Source organism: Georgenia phoenicis (genome assembly GCF_047302425.1).
In the GTDB taxonomy this organism is placed as follows: domain Bacteria; phylum Actinomycetota; class Actinomycetes; order Actinomycetales; family Actinomycetaceae; genus Oceanitalea.
The window spans coordinates 2,295,338-2,314,062 of record NZ_CP154855.1; the positions used below are offsets into that span (position 1 = coordinate 2,295,338).

Sequence of the window (18,725 nt, forward strand, 5' to 3'; positions counted from 1 at the left end):
CTCGCAGGGCCGGGTCAGCTGGTGGGCGGCTGCTCCTCGTCCTGGGTGAGCTCCTCGGGACGCTCGGAGCCGGTGACGCGCAGCTGCTCGGCGCGGTCCTGGTCGCGGCGCACGCGGCGCAGCTTCTTGTCCGAGACGGTCCGCTCGCCCAGGTCCTCGGCCCAGTCCTCCTCCACCGGGTAGGCGCCCTTGGCGGGGCGGCGCTTGCGCAGCGGCGGCGTCACGCCCGGGGCCATGCGGCGGGTGGTGACGAGGAAGCCGGTGTGACCGACCATCCGGTGGTCGGGGCGGACCGCGAGGCCCTCGAGGTGCCAGCCGCGCAGCAGCGTCTCCCAAGCGCGCGGCTCGGTGAACTGCTCGGTGGCCTTGGCGTCCTCGACGAACCGGGAGAGCTGGGTGGTCGTGGCGACGTAGGCGATGAGCACGCCGCCGGGGGCGAGCGCGTCGGCCGCGACGGCGAGGTTCTCCCAGGGGGCGAGCATGTCGAGGACGATGCGGTCCACCGACCCGGGCTCGACGGCGGTGGGCAGCACCTCGGCGAGGTCGCCGACGACGACCTCCCAGGCCGGGTGGTCCTCCCCGAACCAGGCGCGGGCGTTGGCCTGGGCGATGTCGGCGAAGTCGGCGCGGCGCTCGACGGAGAGCAGGCGCCCCTGCGGACCGACGGCCTGGAGCAGCGACATGCTCAGCGCGCCGGACCCGACGCCGGCCTCGACGACGCGGGCGCCGGGGAAGATGTCGGCCATCGCGACGATCTGGGCGGCGTCCTTGGGGTAGACGACGGCCGCGCCGCGCGGCATCGACAGGACGTGGTCGGCAAGCAGCGGCCGCAGGACGAGGTACTCGACCCCGCCGGTGGTCGCGACGACGACGCCCTCGTGGCCGCCGATGATCGCGTCGTGGCGCAGGTAGCCGCGGTGGGTCTGGAAGGTGGCCTGCGGGTCGAGGGTGATCGTGTGCAGGCGGCCCTTCGGGTCGGTCAGCTGCACCCGCTCCCCGATCGCGAGGGGGCCGCGGCGGCGCGCGGGGCCGAGCGGGAGGTCGGAGGCGGGGTGGGAAGTCACGGTCGACGAGTCTACGGGCCGTGCCCGCGCCGTCCTCCCGGCGGGGTCAGGCGGGCTGCTGCTCGGCGAAGCGGCGCCGGCTGCGCTCGCGCGCCTTGGCGGCCTCGACCTCGCGGTCCTTGGGCGGCGCGCTGGTGACGAGGGAGTCGAGCAGCTCGCGAGTAGCGGCGGCGACGTGCTCGACCGCGTGCTCGAAGGCCGCGGCGTTCGCCTGGGAGGGCTTGGTCATGCCGGCGACCTTGCGCACGTACTGCAGGGCTGCGGCGTGGACCTCGTCGTCCGTGGCGGGCGGCGCGTAGTTGTGCAGGGGGTGGATGTTGCGGCACATGGCTCCAGGGTGGCACCGGGCGGCGCCGCCGGGAAGACCTCAGGCGCCCCCTCTCGCGGCCGGCCCGCCGTCCTCGTCGAGGCGCCGCACGAGCCGCGGCCCGGCGACCTGCCGGTAGGAGCCGTCGAGGAGCTCGGCGACCTCCTGCCAGTCGACCTCCTCCGGCGGCGCGGTGGCGAGATCGATGCCCACCCAGCCGAAGGGCCCGTAGTACGCGGGCACGAAGGCGCGCGGGTCCTCCCCGAGCGCGGCCCGCTCCTCCTCGCCGTCCGGGATGACGATGAGGCCATGCTCGTACATCCGGCGGGTGCCCTCCGGCCCCTTCGTGCCGCCGCCGTAGATCGCGAACATCTTGCGCGCCCGGAAGGTGGGCCGCCCGAAGGTCTCGACCTCCGTCGCGGCGGGGAAGCCGAGCGCGATCGGGCGCAGCCGGGCGAGGTAGGGATCGTCGTCGTCGTACATCCGCGGGTGCGGCATGTCACCACCTCCTCATGACGGGAGGGTAGGACCGGGCACCGACATCCGGGGCGGGTCAGCGCGGTGCGCGCCGCAGTGCCTCCTCGAGCCGCGCGACGGCGAGGAGCCCGACGACGCCGGCGGGCCCGTCGACGAGGACGACGACGGGGCTGGTGCGTGCGGCGACGGCGGCCGCTCCCACGCCGTCGGCGCCCGTGAGCACGGTGACGACGCTCTCGGCGGGAAGCACGGAGGCGACGGCGGACAGCGGCGTGGTGGGGCGGGCGTGCGGCGGGACCTGGGCGAGGACCGAGGGGTCGACGAGCCCGGTGACGCGACCGCCGTCGTCGAGAAGGACGACGCGACGCGGGCCGAGGGCATCGGCGGCCGAGACAGGTGCGGAGGCGGGCAGCCCGGCGGCAGGCTCGGCGATCGCGCGCAGGTCGATGTGCGCGGCGTTGCGGCGCGCGCGGGCGAGGTTGACGGCCTGGGTGGAGGCGGTCCACAGGTAGCCGGCGAGCAGCACGACCCACAGGACGGTGAAGATCGTCGGGCGCAGTCCGAGCATGAGCGGCCTGCCGATTCCGACCACGACGACGAGGACGGCGACGACGCGCCCGCCCCAGCCGGCGACGCTCGTCCCGGTGAGCCGGTCCCCCGTCACCTTCCACACGATCGCCTCGAGGATGCGTCCGCCGTCGAGCGGGTAGCCCGGCAGCAGGTTGAAGACGGCGACGACGGCGTTGCTCAGCGCGGCGATCTGCCACACGACCGAGGCGAGCGGCGAGTCGACCTGGCCGATGGCGACCCACGAGACCAGCGCGAGAAGGGCGTTGGCGAGGGGACCGACGACGGAGACGAGCGCCGAGGCACCGGGGCTGCGCATGTCGGAGGTGAACTGGGTGTGCCCGCCCCACAGCGTGAGGACGTACTCGCGCGGCGGGGAGCCGACGGCGTGGCCCGCCATCCCGTGGGCGAGCTCGTGGGCGAGGACGCCGAGCAGCAGCATGAGCGGCACGCTCGCGGCGGCGAGGACGGTGGCCGCGGTCCCGGCGCCGGGGACGACGCGCGTGATCGTCGGGGCCACGAGGACGCCGAGGAGGACCGCCATGACGAACCAGGACGGGGCGAAGACGACCGGCACACGGCGGACGTGCCCGATCACCCAGCCCGAGGAGGTGCGCTCACCCAGCTGTGCCATTCCTGCACCTTATGTCCCCGCGCGACCTTCCCCACAGCCTGCGCGGGCCTCCCCTGCCGTGTCGGACCCCCGACATACAGTGGCGGCATGGCAGTGAGCAGCACCGAGTCCCCCATCGCCGAGTCGGCGGAGCCGGCGGCCCTGCGCCCGGTGGCCCTGTCCCCCTCGCGCGCCAAGGACTTCATGCAGTGCCCGCTGCTGTTCCGGTTCCGCATGGTCGACCGCCTGCCCGAGCCGCCCAGCCCGGCCGCGGCCAAGGGCACCCTCGTCCACAGTGTCCTCGAGCGGCTCTACGACCTGCCCGCCGCGCAGCGTGACCCGGCCGCCGGCGTCGAGCTGCTCGGCCCGGCGTGGGAGGAGCTGCGCAGCACGCGGCCGGAGGTCGAGGAGATGTTCGGCACGCCCGAGGAGCTGCGGGCCTGGCTGGTCAGCGCCCGGGAGCTCGTCGAGCGGTACTTCCAGGTGGAGAACCCGCAGCGGCTGGAGCCGGCGGAGCGGGAGAAGCTCCTCGAGGTCGAGCTCGGCTCGGGCATCCTGCTGCGCGGCTTCGTCGACCGCATGGACGTCGCGCCCAACGGCGCCGTGCGGGTCGTCGACTACAAGACCGGCCGCTCCCCCAGGCCGCAGTACGCCTCCGAGGCGCTGTTCCAGATGCGCTTCTACGGGCTGATGCTCTGGCGCCTCACCGGCACGGCGCCGCGCCGCCTCCAGCTCGTCTACCTCGCCGACGGCCAGGTCCTCACGCTCGACCCCACCGAGAACGAGCTCCTCGCCACCGAGGACCAGGTCGAGTCGATCTGGGCCGCGATCACCCGGGCCGCGCAGACCGGGGACTTCCGCCCGCGCGTCTCGCGGCTGTGCGACTGGTGCAGCTTCCGGGACTTCTGCCCGTCCTTCGGCGGCACCCCGCCCCAGCCGCCGCAGGAGGGCATAGACCGCCTGCTGGCAGCCGTCGGGCGGACGGCGGCGGGCGCCACGGCCGTGCCGGCGGACGCGACGACGGCGTAACCGCCGCCGCGCCCGCGGCGGGCTCAGTCCTGCGGCAGGTTCATCGTGGCCGGGTCGCCGCCGGTGCGCTCACCGGCGTCCAGGGCGTCGATCGCGGCGAGCTGCTCGTCGTCGAGCTCAAAGTCGACCCCGATGTTCTCGCGGATGCGCTCGGGGGTGGCGGACTTCGGGATGACGATGCGCCCGCGCTGCAGGTGCCAGCGCAGCACGACCTGGGCCGGCGTGACGCCGAGCGCCTCCGCGGTCCGGGTGATCTCGGGCTTCTCCAGCGAGGCGCCACGGCCCAGCGGCGAGTACGCCTCGACGGCGATCCCGGCGCGCTCGGTGGCCTCGGTGACCTCACGGTTCTGGAATCCGGGGTGGACCTCGACCTGGTTGACGGCGGGCACGACGTCGGTCTCGGCGAGCAGCCGGTCGAGGTGCTCGGGCAGGAAGTTCGACACGCCGATCGCCCGGGCCGCGCCCTCCGCGTGGAGCTTCTCCAGCGCCCGCCACGCCTCGACGTACCGGTCCTTGGCCGGCGCCGGCCAGTGGATGAGGTAGAGGTCGACGACGTCGAGGCCGAGCGCTCGGCGCGAGGCCTCGAAGGCGGCGAGCGTCTCCTCGGTGCCCTGGTCCTTGTTGCGGAGCTTGGTGGTGACGAACACCTCCTCGCGCGGCAGGCCGACGGCGCGGAGTGCTGCGCCCACGCCCTCCTCGTTGCGGTAGGCGGCCGCGGTGTCGATGTGCCGGTACCCCGCCTCGAGGGCGGTCTCGACGGCACGCTGGGTCTCGTCCGCCGGCACCTGGAACACCCCGTAGCCGAGCTGCGGGATGCGGACGCCGCCTGCGAGCGTGAGGACGGGAACGGTCATGGGCTCCTCCTTGAGTGTTGACTACCTGATGAGCGGCTCACCGGCCGCGATGGTCGCGATCTCGTCCAGGGTGAGGCCGTCGAGCGTGCTCAGCATGCTGAGTCCGGGCTTCGGCGCGATCTCGACCATGAGCGGAACGGCGATCGTGGCGGCACCCGAGGCGAGCGCGGACGCGACGCCGGGGACCGAGTCCTCCACGGCGACGCAGTCGCGCACGTCCACGCCGAGGATCTCGGCGGCCCGCAGGTAGGGCTCGGGGTGCGGCTTGCTGTGGGTCACCTCGTCGCCGGTGACGACGGCGGCGAAGGTGCCGGCCGGGAGCGTCTCGAGGACGGCCTCGGCCATCTGGCGGTAGGACATCGTCACGAGCGCGCACGGCACGCCGGCCTCGACGAGCGCGGCGAGGACCTCGCGGGCACCGGGCCGCCAGGGCGCCCCCTCGGTGCGGATGCACTCGGTGACGCGGCGCACGAGCTCGGCGGCGACGTCGTCCACGGTCCCGGGCACGCCGAGCTCCCGCAGCTGCGTCGCGGTGTGGGTGATCGGCTTGCCGACCATCGCCAGGCCCTGCTCGTGGGTCCACGTCCCGCCGTGCTCGGCGGCCAGCGCGGTCTCCGTGGCGATCCAGTAGGGCTCGGTGTCCACGAGGGTGCCGTCCATGTCCCACAGGACGGCGGCGGGCGGCCGGGCCCCCGGCGCACGGCGTTCGGACATGGCGGGGTTCGCGAGCGTCAAGCAGGTCTCCATCGTCAGGGACGTGCGACGGCGCCGGTCGTCGGCGGCTGCGTCGCACGGCAGGTCTGCGCCCAGGCTACCCGGGCGGACGCGGCAGGCACCCTGGAGGTTCGCCACCGGCGAGGCGGGCGTACCGTGTGGGCACGGACGAGCGAGGAGGCACGATGTCCCGATCCATCGCGGACCAGAGCATGGCCGAGCTCGGCGGGCCGGTGAGTGTCCTCACCCGCCAGAGGACGGACCACATCACCCTCGACCGCCTGCTCCACGAGCGGCACCGCACGAGCGGCCAGGAGCAGGACGCGGTGCTCCAGCGGATCTACCGCCTCGTGTTCCCGCACGCCTTCGCCGAGGAGTCGGTCCTGTGGCCGACCCTGCGCCGGGTGCTGCCCGACGGCCACGAGCTGAGCCTCGAGGTCGAGCAGGAGCACCAGGAGGTCAACGAGCTCGTCACCCGTCTCGAGGGCATGGACCACGACCACCCCGAGCGCGGCGCCGTCCTCGACCGGCTGACGGTCGTGCTGCGCGACGACGTCCGCGACGAGGAGGACGTCCTGCTGCCGCGGCTGCAGGAGGCGGTGAGCAGGCGCGACCTGCGGCGGCTCGGTGTGTTGTGGGAGGTCGTGCGACGGGTGGCCCCGACGCGCGCCCACCCCGTCGTCGCGCGGCGTCCCCCTGGCAACGTCATCTCCGCCGTCCTCCTGTCCGTGCTCGACCGACTCCGCGACCTGCTTGACGCCGGTGCGCGGCGCGGCCCCGAGCGCGTGAGCCCCGCGCTGCGCACCGCCAGCCGCGGGCTCACGCGCGCGGCCCACGCCGTCGAGCACCTGCCGCTCATGCGCCGGGGCGAGGACCCGAGCACCCGCCGCGACGCCGCCTAGCCGCGCCCGCGCCGCCGGAGCTCGGCGCGCCAGGAGCGCCGCCCGTCGGCCACGATCTCCTCGACCGAGACGGCGGTGAGCCCCTCCGTCGCGAAGAGCTCGAGCTCGGCCCGGGTCAGCGGCCAGGGTGGCCCCTCGTCGTCGGGCTCTTCCGTGGCGGCCTGCACCACGAGCAGGGTCCCGCCCTCCGCGACGAGCGAGCGGACGCCGTCGACCAGGGCTTCGCGGACGTCGCGGCTCACCGCCTGGACGGTGTAGATCTCCACGACGAGGTCGAAGGCGCCGGCCCAGGCCGCCGGCAGGTCGAGCAGGTCGGCGACGGCGTAGCGCACCGGGGAGCCGGGGTTCCTCGCCCCCGCGGCGGCGACGGCCGACGCGGAGATGTCGAAGGCCGTCGTCGTGTACCCGAGCCGCGCGAGGTGCTCGGCGTCCGCTCCCAGGCCGCACCCGACGACGACGGCGGTGCGGCCCGGCCCGTCGGCGGGCCTCGCCCAGGAGGCCAGGGCGGGGTGCGGCTCGGTCCGGTCCCACGGCGTCGTCACCTCCCCGCGTCGCGCGGCCGACCAGAGCCGCTCGAACCAGGCGGTCGGGTGGTCGGGGTCGGCGTTCCCGAGCCGGTCCGCCTCGGTCTGCCAGGTGCGCCGGTCGGACATCGTTGCCTCCGTGGTCGGCTGGAGGCACCACTCTGGCGGACCGGGCCCGGGCCGGACAAGGGGTGTCACGCGGGCCGCGCACCGCCCGCGTCCGCCCGCACGCATAGGCTGAGGGGATGACCGACCAGACCGACCGCAGCCCGGCACCCGACGATGCCGAGCGCACTCCCGCCATCCTCCTCGCCGCTTTCGAGGGCTGGAACGATGCCGGGTCCTCCGCCAGTCAGGCGCTGCAGGTGGTCGCCGAGGCGTGGGCTGCCCACGACGTCCACGACCTCGACCCGCAGGACTTCCACGACTTCCAGGTCAACCGCCCGATGAGCGTGCGCGACGAGGACGGCGTGCGCGTGCTCAAGTGGCCGACGACGACGATCTCCGTGGCCCGCACGCCCGTCGCCGGCCGCACGGTGCTGCTCGTCCAGGGCATCGAGCCCTCCTTCCGCTGGCTCGACTTCTGCGAGGAGATCCTCGACGTCGCCGAGGAGTGGGAGGTGGGCAGCGTCGTGAGCATCGGCGCGCTCCTCGCCGATGTCCCGCACACCCGGCCGGTGCCCTGCCAGGTGACGAGCGACGACCCGGGCGTGCAGGCGCTGCTCGGCGTCGAGGGCTCGGAGTACGAGGGCCCCGCCGGCATCGTCAGCGTCCTCGCCCAGCTCGCCCAGGAGCGCGGCATGCACGCGATGTCGCTGTGGGCCGCGGTGCCGCACTACGTCGCCCAGCCGCCCTCGCCCAAGGCGACGCTCGCGCTGCTCGGCGCCCTCGAGGAGCTCGTCGGTGAGCCGCTGCCCCTCGGGGACCTCGTGGAGGAGTCGCGCGCCTGGCAGGCGGGCGTCGACGAGCTGGCCGAGCAGGACCCGGAGGTCGCCGAGTACGTCCGCCAGCTCGAGGAGGCCAAGGACACCGCCGAGCTGCCCGAGGCCACCGGCGAGGCGATCGCCCGCGAGTTCGAGCGCTACCTGCGCCGACGGGACAAGGGTGGGGGCACCCCTCCCCCGCCCGCTCGCTGAGCCAGCTCGGCGTTCACCACCCCGCCGGCGAGCGTGACGATGCTGCTCAGCCACAGCCACACCACCCCGGCGAGGACGAGGCCGATCGTCTGCGCCGCGGCCGTGACCGCTGCACCCTCGACGCTCTCCCCGCCCGGCGCACTCGGCCCGGCCACGCGCAGGTAGGCGCTGAACCCGACGGACACGAGCACGAGCCCCACGGTGCCGACCGCCGCGCCCGGCAGGCAGCGCCGCCACGTCGTCGTGATGTTCGGCCCGTAGCGGTAGACGATGGTGAGGTACGTCGTCGTCACCACCGCCAGGGCGGGCCACCGCAGCACCGACCAGGCCAGCTCGAAGAAGGCGCCGAGCCCGAGCCGGTCGGCGATCTCCTGCCCGTCACCGAGCAGCGGGCCGACGACGACGGCGGCCAGGATGGTGAGCAGCGTGACCACAGCGCCGAGCGCGAGGGCGATGCCCAGCGCGTACTGGCCGACGAGCCCGCGCCGTTCGGGCACCCGGTAGGCATCGTCGAGTGCGCGGATCGCGGCGCGGAACATGCGGCTGGCGAGCCACAGCGCGACGAGGACGCTGCCGACGGCGACGCCGGCGCGCTCCTCGCGCAGCAGGCCCTCGATGAGCGGGGCGAGCACGTCGGCGGCGACCTGCTCGGCGAAGACGGTGGAGACGGCGTCGACCAGCGACTCCTCGATGCGCGTCACCGCCTCCTGCCCGACGAGCCGCTCGAGGAAGCCGAGGCTCGCCCCGAGGGCGGTGAGGAGCGGGACGAGGGAGATGAGCCCGTAGTACGTCATCTCGGCGGCGAGCCCGGTGACCCGCACCTCCGTCGCCCGCCGCAGCGAGCGGACGACGACGGCGAGCAGGTTCGTCCCCCGCGGGCCCACGTGGTGCCGCTCGGCCCAGGCCTCGGCCCGCTCGGCCAGGGTGGGCCCGTCCGCGGACCGTTCCCGCAGGGGCATGAGGGTCTGTTCGTTGACGACGGCACCGAGCGCCACGAGCGCCGTCGCGCCGACGGTGGCGGGGAGGAGAACCCACCACCCGCCTCCCTGGGCGAGCGGCAGCAGGCCGGCCGCCGCCGCGCCGAGGACGGCGAGGATCGTCGTCGCCGCGGTGCTCAGCCGATCGCGGACCGGGTCCAGCCGCCGTGCGAGCACCGCTCCGCCCAGCCCGACGAGGAGGACCGCGACGGGCAGCACAGGCTCAGGGGGTGACGGCCACGCCGAGGAGGGCGTCGACGGTCCGCGCCGCGAGGGCGGGGCCACGGTCGGACTCGGTGCGGGCGGCGCCGTCGTCGTACTCCGAGGCGGCCACCCACGCGTCGACGGCGTGGAGGGCGGTGGGGGCGTCGAGGTCGTTGGCGAGGGCGGTGCGGACCTGCTCGAGCATCCCGGTGGCGTCGAAGCCGCGCTCGGCGGTCATCGCGCGCCGCCACAGGGCGAGGCGCTCGGTCGCGGCCTCGAGCTGCGCGGGGGTGTACTCCCAGTCCTCCCGGTAGTGGTGCGCGAGCATGACCAGGCGCACGGCCATCGGGTCGACGCCGGAGGCGACGAGCTGGGAGACGAGGACGAGGTTGCCCAGCGACTTGCTGATCTTGGCGCCGTCGTAGGCGACCATGCCGCCGTGCGCGTGGACGCCCACGGCGCTGTCGCGGCCGGTGAGCAGCCGCAGGTGGGACTCGCTGCACGCGTGGTGCGGGAAGACGAGGTCGCTGCCGCCGGCCTGGACCTCGACCGGGACGCCGAGGAACTCGCGCACGATGCTTGCGCACTCGATGTGCCAGCCGGGACGCCCCACGCCCAGGCTGCGGCCCTCCCACTGCGGCTCGCCCGGGCGCGCGGTGCGCCACAGCAGCGGGTCGAGGGGCTGACGCTTCCCGGGGCGGTCGGGGTCGCCGCCGCGCTCGGCGAAGAACTCGGCCATCTCGGCGGCGCCGAGGCCGGTCTCGATGGCGAAGCGCGGGTCGGCGGAGATGTCGGCGTAGACGTCGCCCACGCCGTGGCCCTGCGCGTCGGGCTGGTCCACGCGGTAGGCGGCGCCCTTGGCGAGCAGCTCCTCCACGGCGTCGACGACGAGGGGGATGGTCTCGACCGCGCCGACGTAGTGGTCGGGCGGGACGACCCGCAGCGCCGTCATGTCGCCGCGGAAGAGGTCGGTCTGCTCGGCGGCGAGCTCGCGCCAGTCGACGCCGGTGGCCTCGGCCCGCTCGAGGAGCGGGTCGTCGACGTCCGTGACGTTCTGCACGTAGCGGACCTCGCGGCCGGCGTCGCCCCAGGCGCGGACGAGCAGGTCGAAGGCGAGGTAGGTGTTGGCGTGCCCCAGGTGCGTCGAGTCGTAGGGGGTGATCCCGCAGACGTAGAGGCTCGCCAGTCCTTCCGCCGCCGTCGCGACGAGCTCGCCCGTACCGGAGTCGGTGAGGCGGACCTGCTGGCCGCGTCCGGGGAGATCGGGAAGGTCGGGGGCAGGCCAGGAGTGCACGAGGGGCAGCCTAACCGTCAGTGCGCCGCGGCCACGACTCGGACGAGGTTGCGCCACGGGTCCTCGACCTCGAGGGTGCGACCGTCGTCACGGAAGGCCCAGCCCTTGGTCCTGAGGCGGTCGGTGAGGGCGCCGATCTCCTCGGCGTCGGGCACGACGATGTCGACGACACCCAGCCCCAGTGCGGGGACGCGCGGACCGGCGCCGGCGCTGTTCCACGTGTTCATCGCCATGTGGTGGTGGTAGCCGCCGGCGGAGACGAACAGCGCGCTGGGCATCTCGAAGGTCGCCTCGAAGCCGAGCGTGTCGACGTAGAACTCACGTGCCGTCGTCGTGTCCCCGACCTGGAGGTGCACGTGCCCGACGACGGCGGGGTCCGCCGTCGCCGTGGACAGGCGCCCGGCGTCGAGGTGCTCGCCGAGGTAGGCGTTAGGGTCCAGGGCGATGGTGTCCATCGCCACCTGGCCGTTCTCCCAGCGCCAGGTGTCGCGGGGGCGGTCGAGGTAGAGCTCGATGCCGTTGCCCTCGGGGTCGGTGAAGTAGAAGGCCTCGGAGACGAGGTGGTCGGTGCTACCGACGAAGCTCTGCGGCGCGAGGCGCGCGAGGGAGGCGACGGCGGAGGCCAGGGCGGCGGGGTCCTCGAAGAGGATCGCGGTGTGGAACAGACCCGCGTCGCGGCGGCTGCCGCGCGGCAGGCTCGGGTCGTGGCGCAGCACGACGATCGGCCGCGTGCCGCGGCCGAGGACGGTCTCGTTGCCCTCGGCGCTGATGACGGTGAGGGCGAGCCCCTCGACGTAGTACCGGGTCAGCAGGTCGAGGTCGCCGACGAGCAGGGTGACGGGACCCATCTCGGTGTCGGCGGCGAGAAGGTCCCGGTTGGCGGCGGCACGGGTGTTGGTCCCGGGCAGGTGCGAGGGCGTGGTGGTCTGCATGGCCACCACCATAGTTGATGCGTCAACTATGTGCGGGAGAGAACCGTCACGTCCGGCCGGCTGCTACTCCGTGCCGGCGGCTCCGAGGGGGTCGAGGAGGCCAGCAGCGACGCCCGCCACTACGAGCGCCGCCAGCACGATCCGGTAGACGACGAAGGGCATGTAGGAGTACGTCGAGACGATCTTGAGGAAGGCGATGATGACGAGGAAGCCGACGCCGAAGGCGACGACGGTCGCGATCGCCGTCGCCGCGGCACCCGGGGCGTCCGGGGCGGGGTCGGCGCCCAGGAGCTGGTAGAAACCCGAGCCGAAGACGGCCGGGACCGCCAGGAGGAAGGAGTACCGGGCCGCGGCCTCCCGGGTGTAGCCGAGGAGGAGCCCCATGGTGATCGTGCCGCCGGAGCGCGAGACGCCCGGCACCAGGGCAAGAGACTGGGCGAGGCCGAAGAGGAGGCCGTCGCGCAGCGTGAGCTCGCGCAGCTCCTTGCGCTTGCGGCCCCAGCGGTCCGCGACGCCGAGGAGGATCGCGAAGCCGGCGAGCATCGCCGCGGTGATGTACAGGTGGCGCAGCGAGGTCTCGATCGCGTCCTGGAAGAGCAGGCCGAAGACCACGATCGGCACCGAGCCGATGATGATGTACCAGCCCATCCGGGCGTCGGGGTCATCCTTGGGCACCGTGCCGCGCCAGGGGCCGACCGGCAGCGCGCCGAACCACGCCCGGATGATCCGCCAGATGTCCTTGCGGAAGTACAGGAGGACCGCCGTCTCGGTCCCCAGCTGGGTGATGGCCGTGAAGGCCGCCCCGGGGTCACCCCCTCCGGGCAACAGGTCCCCCACGATGCGCAGGTGCGCGCTGGAGGAGATGGGGAGGAACTCCGTGAGTCCCTGGACCACGCCGAGCACGATTGCTTCCCACCACGTCACGAGGGTTCACCTTACGTGCCGCGGGCGCCGGTAGCGTGAGCGCCATGGAACTTCGCAGGGCCGGGCGCAGCGGGCTGCTCGTGTCGTCACTCGGGCTGGGCACGATGACCTGGGGGCGGGACACCGACGAGCACGAGGCGGCCGAGCAGCTGTCGCTGTTCCTCGACGCCGGCGGCACGCTCATCGACACGGCCGCCTCCTACGGGGACGGCGCGGCCGAGTCCCTCCTCGGCAGCCTGCTGGCGGAGGTCGACCGCCGCGACGTCGTCCTGTGCTCCAAGGCGGGTGTGCGGCACACCTCCCGCGGCAGCCGGCTCGACGCCTCCCGCGCCACGCTCCTCGACACCCTCGACGAGTCGCTCGCCGCCCTCGGCACCGACCACCTGGACCTGTGGCTCGTCCAGTCCCACGACGCCGACGCCCCCCTCGAGGAGACGCTGTCCGCGCTGCGGCACGCCGTCGCCACCGGGCGCACCCGCTACGCCGGCCTGTCCAACCACCCCGCGTGGTACCAGGGCTACGCCGCGGCGAGCCTGGGCGCGGACGCGACCGGGCTGGCCGCCGTCGAGGTCGAGTACTCGCTGCTCGAGCGCGGCGTCGAGCAGGAGGTCCTCCCGGGCGCGAGGGCGCTCGGCACGGGGGTGCTCGCGTGGTCGCCGCTGGGGCGCGGGGTCCTCACCGGCAAGTACCGCAGCACGATCCCGGCGGACTCCCGGGCCGCCTCGCCGCACCTGCGGGGCTTCGTCGAGCCCTACCTCACCGACCGTGCCCGCGGCGTCGTCGAGGCCGTCGCGACGGCGGCGGACGGGCTGGGGCGCACGCCGCTGGAGGTCGCCCTCGCCTGGGTGCGCGACGTGCCGGGCGTGAGCTCGGCGATCGTCGGCGCACGGACGGCCGCGCAGCTGCGCGGCGTGCTTGCGGGCGCCGACCTCGAGCTGCCCGACGCGATCCGCCGGGCGCTGGACGACGTCAGCGCCGCGTGACGGCTACTCCTCCTCGTCGAGGCTGAAGTCCTCGAGGTCGTCGTCCTCGTCGAGCTCGTCGTCGTCCTCGTCGCCGTAGGCCTCGAGCGGAACCTCGACCTGGTAGGCGGTGTAGAGGGCGTCGTCGTAGGTGAAGAACGCGTCCTCCACGGTGGCGGCGGCGTCCTCGATCGCCTGGGACTCGGGGTCCTGCGCACTGCTGGCGAGCTCGAAGTGCGCCTCGAGCGCGGCGATGAAGCGATCCAGAGCGGCGCGCGGGTCGATTGACATGGGATGACCGTATCGCGCCTGGTAGTAATGGCACAGCCCGCCCGGGCAGCGGTGACGATGGGAGACAATGGTCTACGACATGGTCTGGTACACCCCTGAAACCCCACCCCGTCCCGACGTCCGCAGCGCCTCGCAGTACGAGTTCCGCGTGCTGTCGCTGCCCCCCTCCACCAGCCGCTCCCAGGTGCGGCAGCTCCTCACCGAGGAGGCCGAGTACGGCCGCTGGGAGCTGGCCCGTACCCGCCTCTACCTGGGCGGCAGCCGCAAGGTGTGGCTGCGCCGCAAGATCATCAAGGTGCGCAGCACCCTGTAGCGCTCAGGCGGTGCGCAGCAGCCGCTCGAGGACCCTGACCCCGAAGTGGAGCGCGTCCACCGGCACGCGCTCGTCAACGCCGTGGAACATCCCCGCGAAGTCGAGCTCGGGCGGCAGCTGGAGCGGCGCGAAGCCGTAGCCGGTGATGCCCAGGCGCGCGAGGGACTTGTTGTCGGTGCCCCCGGAGAGCATGTACGGGAGGACGACGGCGCCCGGGTCCTCGGCGTCGATGGCGGCGACCATGTGGTCGACGAGCTCGCCCTCGAAGGGCACCTCGAGGGCGACGTCGGCGTGGATCGGCTCGATCCGCACGCCGGGGCCGGCGAGCTCGGTGAGGGTGGCGCGAACCGCCTCCTCCTCGCCGGGCAGGTAGCGCACGTCGAGGGCGGCCTCCGCGCTGCCCGGGATGACGTTGGCCTTGTACCCCGCGGTGAGCTGCGTGGGGTTCGCGCCGGTGCGCAGGGTGGCGCCGACGAACTTCTGCGCCGGGCCCAGGGCCCGGACGAGGCGGTCGATGCCCTCGGGGTCCTCCGGGTCGAAGGTGGTGCCGGTGAGGTCGGCGACCCCGCCGAGGAGCTGGCGCACGGTGCCGGTGAGGTGCAGCGGCCAGGAGTGCGCGCCGATCCGCGCGACGGCGCCCGCGAGGCGGGTGACGGCGTTGTCGGTGTTGACCTGAGAGCCGTGACCGGCGGTGCCCTCGGCGAGGAGCCGGAGCCAGGCGAGGCCCTTCTCGGCGGTCTGGAGGAGGTAGACACGGCGGCCGTCGACCTCGACGGAGTAGCCGCCGACCTCGCTGATCGCCTCGGTGGCGCCCTCGAAGAGCTCCGGGCGGTGCTCGACGAGCCAGCGGGCACCCTTGGCGCCACCGGCCTCCTCGTCGGCGAAGAAGGCGACGACGACGTCGCGCCGCGGCCGCCAGCCGCTGCGGGCCATGTCGCGGACGACCGTGAGGATCATCGCGTCCATGTCCTTCATGTCGACGGCGCCGCGGCCCCAGATCATCCCGTCGCGGACCTCCGCACCGAAGGGGTCGACCTGCCAGTCCTCCGCCTGGGCGGGGACGACGTCGGTGTGGCCGTGCAGCACGAGCGCCGGCAGGGAGGGGTCGGTGCCCTCGATGCGCAGCACGACCGACGCACGGCCCGGCTCGGACTCGATGAGCTCGGGCTCCCAGCCGACCTCGGTGAGCAGCTCGGCGACGTACTCCGCGGCCTTGCGCTCCCCCGGGCCCGACCCGTCGCCGTAGTTGGACGTGTCGATCCGGATGAGCCGCCGGCAGATCTCGACGACCTCGTCAGTGGGCGCAGTCATGCCCCCGACCCTAACCCGGTGCGCTCGCTCACCCGGCCCCTCCCCTGGCGCGCGGGCGTCTGTCAGGTGGTGAGGCCGCGGCGCTCGAGCAGGGGCTGGATGTCGGAGTCGCGGCCGCGGAGCTCGCGGTAGAAGCTCAGCGGGTCGGCGCTGTGGCCGCGCGAGAGGAGCACCTCGCGGAAACGCTGGCCGGCGGCGCGACCGAGCCCGCCGTCGTCGTCTCTGGGGGCGTGCGTCTCGAACCACCGCACGGTGTCGGCGTCGAGGACCTCGCTCCAGATGTAGGAGTAGTAGCCGGCGTCGTAGCCGCCGCCGAAGGTGTGGTTGAAGTAGGTCGAGCGGTAGCGCGGCGGGACGAGGCGCACCGCGGCGCCGGCGCGCTCCAGGGCCCGGGCGGAGAAGTCCTCCACCTCGGCGGGGTCGGTGGGCACCTGCTCGGGAGTCATCTGGTGCCAGGCCTGGTCGAGCAGCGCGGCCCCGAGGTACTCGGTGGTCGCGAAGCCCTCGCCGTACTGCGCCGAGGCGAGCAGGGCGTCGAGCAGCTCGGCGGGCAGCGGCTCACCGGTCTCGTGGTGGCGCGCGTAGCGGGCGAGGACCTCGGGCTCGCGCGCCCACATCTCGTTGACCTGCGAGGGGTACTCGACGAAGTCGCGGGGCACGTTCGCACCGGACAGCGAGGGGAAGTGGACGTTGGAGAACAGCCCGTGCAACGCGTGGCCGAACTCGTGGAACGCCGTGATGACCTCGTCCCAGGTGAGCAGCGTGGGCTCCCCGGGCGCCGGGCGGGTGATGTTGAGGTTGTTGACGACGACCGGCCGCTGCCCGAGCAGGTGGGACTGGTCGACGAGGTTGTGCATCCACGCCCCGCCGCGCTTGCCCTCGCGGGCGTAGTAGTCGCCGACGAAGAGGCCCAGCGGGCTGCCGTCCTCCTCCTTCACCTCCCACACGCGCACGCCGTCGGTGTAGCCGGCGAGCTCGGGGCGCTCGGTGAGCGTGATCCCGAAGAGCCGGTTGGCGGCGTGGAAGACGCCGTCGTGCAGGACGCGCTCGAGCTCGAGGTAGGGGCGCAGGACGGAGTCGTCGATGCTGAAGCGCTCCTGGCGCACCTTCTCGGCGAGGTAGGACCAGTCCCACGGCTCGATCGGGCCGCCGTGGGCGGCGGCCAGCTCCTCGGCCTCCGCCCCGGCGTTGGCGACGGCGGGCGCCGCGAGCCGGGCGAGCATCTCGTTGACGGCCGCGGTGGTGCCGGCGGTGCCGTCCTCGGCGACGTAGGCGGCGTGGTGCTCGTAGCCGAGCAGCTGCGCGCGCTCGGCACGCAGGCGAGCGATCTCGAGGATGGTCGCGCGGGTGTCGCTGGCCTCGTCCACGCCGGTGCCGCGCTGCACGGAGGCGGTATGGAGCTCCTCGCGCAGTGCGCGGTCCTCGAGCTGGGCGAGGAGCGCCTGCTGGGTGGGCAGCTGCAGGGTGATGAGGTAGCCCTCGCGGCCACGGTCGGCGGCCGCCTGGGCGAGCCCGGCGATCGTGCCCTCGTCGAGCCCGGCGAGGCGGGAGGCGTCGGTGACGTGGACGGCGCCCGCGTCCATGCCCTTGACCACGCGCTGGGAGAACTCGGTCTCCAGGGTGGTGAGGCGGGAGTTGAGCTCACGCAGGCGGGCCTGGCTCTCGTCGTCGAGCTGGACGCCGGCACGGACGAAGTCCTTGCGGTAGGTGTGGAGCAGCCAGGCGGTCTCGGCGTCGAGGTCCTGCCCGGCGAGCGCCTCGAGCCTCTGGAAGATCCGGCGGTCGAGGTAGAGGGCGTCGTAGTGCGCCGACTGGAGCGGGGCGAGCTCGGCCTCGAGCGCGCGCAGCTCCTCGTTGGCGCAGGAGGAGACGAGGGTGCTGAGGACCGGGCCGACGCGACGCAGCAGCTCGCCGGAGCGCTCGAGAGCCTCGAGGGTGTTGGCGACGTCCGGCTCGGCCGGGTCGGTGGCGATGGCCTCCCACTCGGCCCGCTGCTCCGCCAGGCCGGCGAGCACCGCGGGGCGCAGGTGCTCGTGGCGCACCGCGCCGAAGTCCGGGAGCTCGTAGGGCAGGTCGGAGGGGCTCGCGAAGGGGCTGTCCGCGGCGAGTGTGGTGTCGGTCATGGGGTCATTGTCGCGCCCGACCGCCCGCGACCCGGGTCAGGTGCCACAAAGCCGGCATGGCGACCACGACACGCCGCGCGACACGCCGGGTACCGCCCCTGCCCGAGTGGTGTCCGCGCTCCTTTGTGGCACGCACCCTCAGTCACGGCGACGCGCAAGGACACCGGCGACGTCTGGGGGCCGGTAGCCCGGCGCCTTGAGGACCTTGCCGTCCTCCCGCAGCAGCGGACGCCCGTCATCTCCCAGCTTGGACAGGTTGGCGCGGTGCACCTCGGCGAGCACGTCCGGGAGCGGGACCGCGCACTCCTGGGCCATGCCGTACAGGACGTAGACGAGGTCGGCGAGGGCGTCGGCGGCCCCGACGGTGTCGCGAGCGCCGTCGTCGGCGGCGACGGCGCGGGTGAAGGCGGCCTCCATCTCCCTGCCCGCCGTGGCGCCGTAGACGGCGGTGACGAGCTCGGCCATCTCCTCGGCGACGAGCGCCATGCGCAGGTGGACCCGCTCGCGGTCGACCGACGGCGCGTCGGAGGCCACCGGCACGCCGAAGTGCTCGTGGAACTGGTGCACGAGCGCCTCGGGGACGCGCGGGTCGGCCGGCACGACGCCACCGACGGGCCCGTCCCACGGGTGGGCGGGCTCGCGCGGGTCCTCGCGCAGCAGGGTGCCGACCCACTGGTCCACGCGGCGGTCCCCGTGCACGCCCATCCCCCGCACCTGCCCCTCACGGCGGAAGCCGTGGCGCCACGCCACCCGCCACGACGGCCAGTTGCCGACGTCGGCGCGCCACTCGACCCGCTCCAGCCCGAGACGCCCGAAGGCGGTGTCGAGGACGAGGCCGACGGCGCGGTGCATGAGCCCCAGCCCACGCGCCTCCGGGGCGAGCCAGTAGCCGATCTCCCCCGAGCCGGCGGCCCGCGAGATCCCGACCATCCCCACGAGCCGCCCGCCGTGGCGCAGCGCCCAGGTGTGGTTGTCCCCGCGCTCCCACCCAGCCTCCACCATGGTGCTGACGAACCACTCGGCGTCCTCGCGCCGGTACGGCGAGGGCACGACGGTCCAGCGCTGGACCTCGGGGTCCTGGCAGACCTCGGTGATCCGGTCGACGTCGGCGGCGGTGGGGACGGTGAGCGTGAGGTCACCGTCGTGCAGCGGGAAGGGCTCCATGACCGCGCAGGCTACGCGACGGCGGCGATGTCGGTGGGCGGGT

The 18,725-nt window shown here is 74.1% G+C and carries 20 protein-coding genes; 5 read left to right on the top strand and 15 right to left on the bottom strand.

Going from position 1 to position 18,725, the window contains the following annotated elements; genetic code table 11:
- Positions 1–14: 14 nt before the first annotated feature.
- From AA0005_RS10855 to AA0005_RS10870, 4 genes are read right to left on the bottom strand one after another with little or no spacing between them, the layout of a single operon-like run.
- Entirely contained in the window at positions 15–1,064 is a 1,050-nt protein-coding gene (locus tag AA0005_RS10855; protein WP_413450182.1) for a tRNA (adenine-N1)-methyltransferase, read from the bottom strand.
- Between the two features lie 46 nt (positions 1,065–1,110).
- Positions 1,111–1,392 (bottom strand): DUF2277 domain-containing protein, encoded by a 282-nt coding sequence (locus AA0005_RS10860; RefSeq protein ID WP_413450183.1) that lies wholly within the window; start codon positions 1,390–1,392, stop codon positions 1,111–1,113.
- A 39-nt stretch (positions 1,393–1,431) separates the two neighbouring features.
- Positions 1,432–1,869 (bottom strand): MmcQ/YjbR family DNA-binding protein, encoded by a 438-nt coding sequence (locus tag AA0005_RS10865; protein WP_413450184.1) that lies wholly within the window; start codon positions 1,867–1,869, stop codon positions 1,432–1,434.
- A 55-nt stretch (positions 1,870–1,924) separates the two neighbouring features.
- The gene (locus AA0005_RS10870; protein WP_413450185.1) at positions 1,925–3,049 is read right to left on the bottom strand and encodes a site-2 protease family protein; all 1,125 of its coding nucleotides are present in this window, start codon (positions 3,047–3,049) and stop codon (positions 1,925–1,927) included.
- An 87-nt stretch (positions 3,050–3,136) separates the two neighbouring features.
- Between AA0005_RS10870 and AA0005_RS10875 the strand changes: the two genes are divergently transcribed.
- On the top strand, positions 3,137–4,057 hold the full coding sequence (locus AA0005_RS10875) for a RecB family exonuclease (protein ID WP_413450186.1): 921 nt from the start codon (positions 3,137–3,139) through the stop codon (positions 4,055–4,057).
- 23 nt (positions 4,058–4,080) lie between these two features.
- Here the strand turns inward: AA0005_RS10875 and AA0005_RS10880 are convergent, their stop codons facing one another.
- Positions 4,081–4,911, bottom strand: a complete 831-nt coding sequence (locus AA0005_RS10880) for an aldo/keto reductase (protein WP_413450187.1) — start codon at positions 4,909–4,911, stop codon at positions 4,081–4,083.
- Between the two features lie 21 nt (positions 4,912–4,932).
- Positions 4,933–5,646, bottom strand: a complete 714-nt coding sequence (locus tag AA0005_RS10885; protein ID WP_413450188.1) for an HAD family hydrolase — start codon at positions 5,644–5,646, stop codon at positions 4,933–4,935.
- A 164-nt stretch (positions 5,647–5,810) separates the two neighbouring features.
- Here AA0005_RS10885 and AA0005_RS10890 point away from each other — a divergent pair, with 164 nt between their 5' ends.
- On the top strand, positions 5,811–6,527 hold the full coding sequence (locus tag AA0005_RS10890) for a hemerythrin domain-containing protein (RefSeq protein WP_413450189.1): 717 nt from the start codon (positions 5,811–5,813) through the stop codon (positions 6,525–6,527).
- On the opposite strand, the gene AA0005_RS10895 is transcribed toward AA0005_RS10890, so the two are convergent.
- Positions 6,524–7,180 (bottom strand): class I SAM-dependent methyltransferase, encoded by a 657-nt coding sequence (locus AA0005_RS10895; RefSeq protein ID WP_413450190.1) that lies wholly within the window; start codon positions 7,178–7,180, stop codon positions 6,524–6,526. The two genes, AA0005_RS10890 and AA0005_RS10895, sit on opposite strands and share 4 nt — an antisense overlap.
- Positions 7,181–7,296: 116 nt before the next feature.
- Here AA0005_RS10895 and AA0005_RS10900 point away from each other — a divergent pair, with 116 nt between their 5' ends.
- A complete protein-coding gene (locus tag AA0005_RS10900) occupies positions 7,297–8,187 on the top strand; it encodes a PAC2 family protein (RefSeq protein WP_413450191.1) in 891 nt (296 codons plus the stop codon).
- On the opposite strand, the gene AA0005_RS10905 is transcribed toward AA0005_RS10900, so the two are convergent.
- From AA0005_RS10905 to AA0005_RS10920, 4 genes are all read right to left on the bottom strand, one after another.
- Entirely contained in the window at positions 8,133–9,383 is a 1,251-nt protein-coding gene (locus AA0005_RS10905) for a YihY/virulence factor BrkB family protein (protein WP_413450192.1), read from the bottom strand. The two genes, AA0005_RS10900 and AA0005_RS10905, sit on opposite strands and share 55 nt — an antisense overlap.
- A 4-nt stretch (positions 9,384–9,387) precedes the next feature.
- Positions 9,388–10,662, bottom strand: a complete 1,275-nt coding sequence (mshC, locus tag AA0005_RS10910) for a cysteine--1-D-myo-inosityl 2-amino-2-deoxy-alpha-D-glucopyranoside ligase (protein WP_413450193.1) — start codon at positions 10,660–10,662, stop codon at positions 9,388–9,390.
- Positions 10,663–10,679: 17 nt separating this feature from the next.
- Positions 10,680–11,594: a VOC family protein gene (locus AA0005_RS10915; RefSeq protein WP_413450194.1), complete on the bottom strand. Its 915-nt coding sequence runs from the start codon at positions 11,592–11,594 to the stop codon at positions 10,680–10,682.
- 63 nt (positions 11,595–11,657) lie between these two features.
- Positions 11,658–12,518 carry an undecaprenyl-diphosphate phosphatase gene (locus AA0005_RS10920; protein ID WP_413450195.1) on the bottom strand — a complete coding sequence of 287 codons (861 nt, stop codon included), beginning with the start codon at positions 12,516–12,518 and terminating at the stop codon, positions 11,658–11,660.
- A gap of 44 nt (positions 12,519–12,562) precedes the next feature.
- On the opposite strand from AA0005_RS10920, the gene AA0005_RS10925 reads away from it, so the two are divergent.
- Positions 12,563–13,501, top strand: a complete 939-nt coding sequence (locus tag AA0005_RS10925; protein WP_413450196.1) for an aldo/keto reductase — start codon at positions 12,563–12,565, stop codon at positions 13,499–13,501.
- Positions 13,502–13,504: 3 nt separating this feature from the next.
- On the opposite strand, the gene AA0005_RS10930 is transcribed toward AA0005_RS10925, so the two are convergent.
- Positions 13,505–13,771: a DNA primase gene (locus tag AA0005_RS10930; RefSeq protein WP_413450197.1), complete on the bottom strand. Its 267-nt coding sequence runs from the start codon at positions 13,769–13,771 to the stop codon at positions 13,505–13,507.
- A gap of 79 nt (positions 13,772–13,850) precedes the next feature.
- On the opposite strand from AA0005_RS10930, the gene AA0005_RS10935 reads away from it, so the two are divergent.
- Complete coding sequence (locus AA0005_RS10935; RefSeq protein ID WP_413450198.1) at positions 13,851–14,084, top strand: DUF5703 family protein; 234 nt, start codon at positions 13,851–13,853, stop codon at positions 14,082–14,084.
- Positions 14,085–14,087: 3 nt separating this feature from the next.
- Here the strand turns inward: AA0005_RS10935 and AA0005_RS10940 are convergent, their stop codons facing one another.
- The 3 genes from AA0005_RS10940 to AA0005_RS10950 all read right to left on the bottom strand — a co-directional run bounded on the left by AA0005_RS10940 (position 14,088) and on the right by AA0005_RS10950 (position 18,682).
- The gene (locus AA0005_RS10940; protein WP_413450199.1) at positions 14,088–15,395 is read right to left on the bottom strand and encodes a M20/M25/M40 family metallo-hydrolase; all 1,308 of its coding nucleotides are present in this window, start codon (positions 15,393–15,395) and stop codon (positions 14,088–14,090) included.
- 62 nt (positions 15,396–15,457) lie between these two features.
- A complete protein-coding gene (locus AA0005_RS10945) occupies positions 15,458–17,518 on the bottom strand; it encodes a M3 family metallopeptidase (RefSeq protein WP_413450200.1) in 2,061 nt (686 codons plus the stop codon).
- A 138-nt stretch (positions 17,519–17,656) separates the two neighbouring features.
- Positions 17,657–18,682 (bottom strand): GNAT family N-acetyltransferase, encoded by a 1,026-nt coding sequence (locus AA0005_RS10950; RefSeq protein WP_413450201.1) that lies wholly within the window; start codon positions 18,680–18,682, stop codon positions 17,657–17,659.
- Positions 18,683–18,725 lie beyond the last annotated feature (43 nt).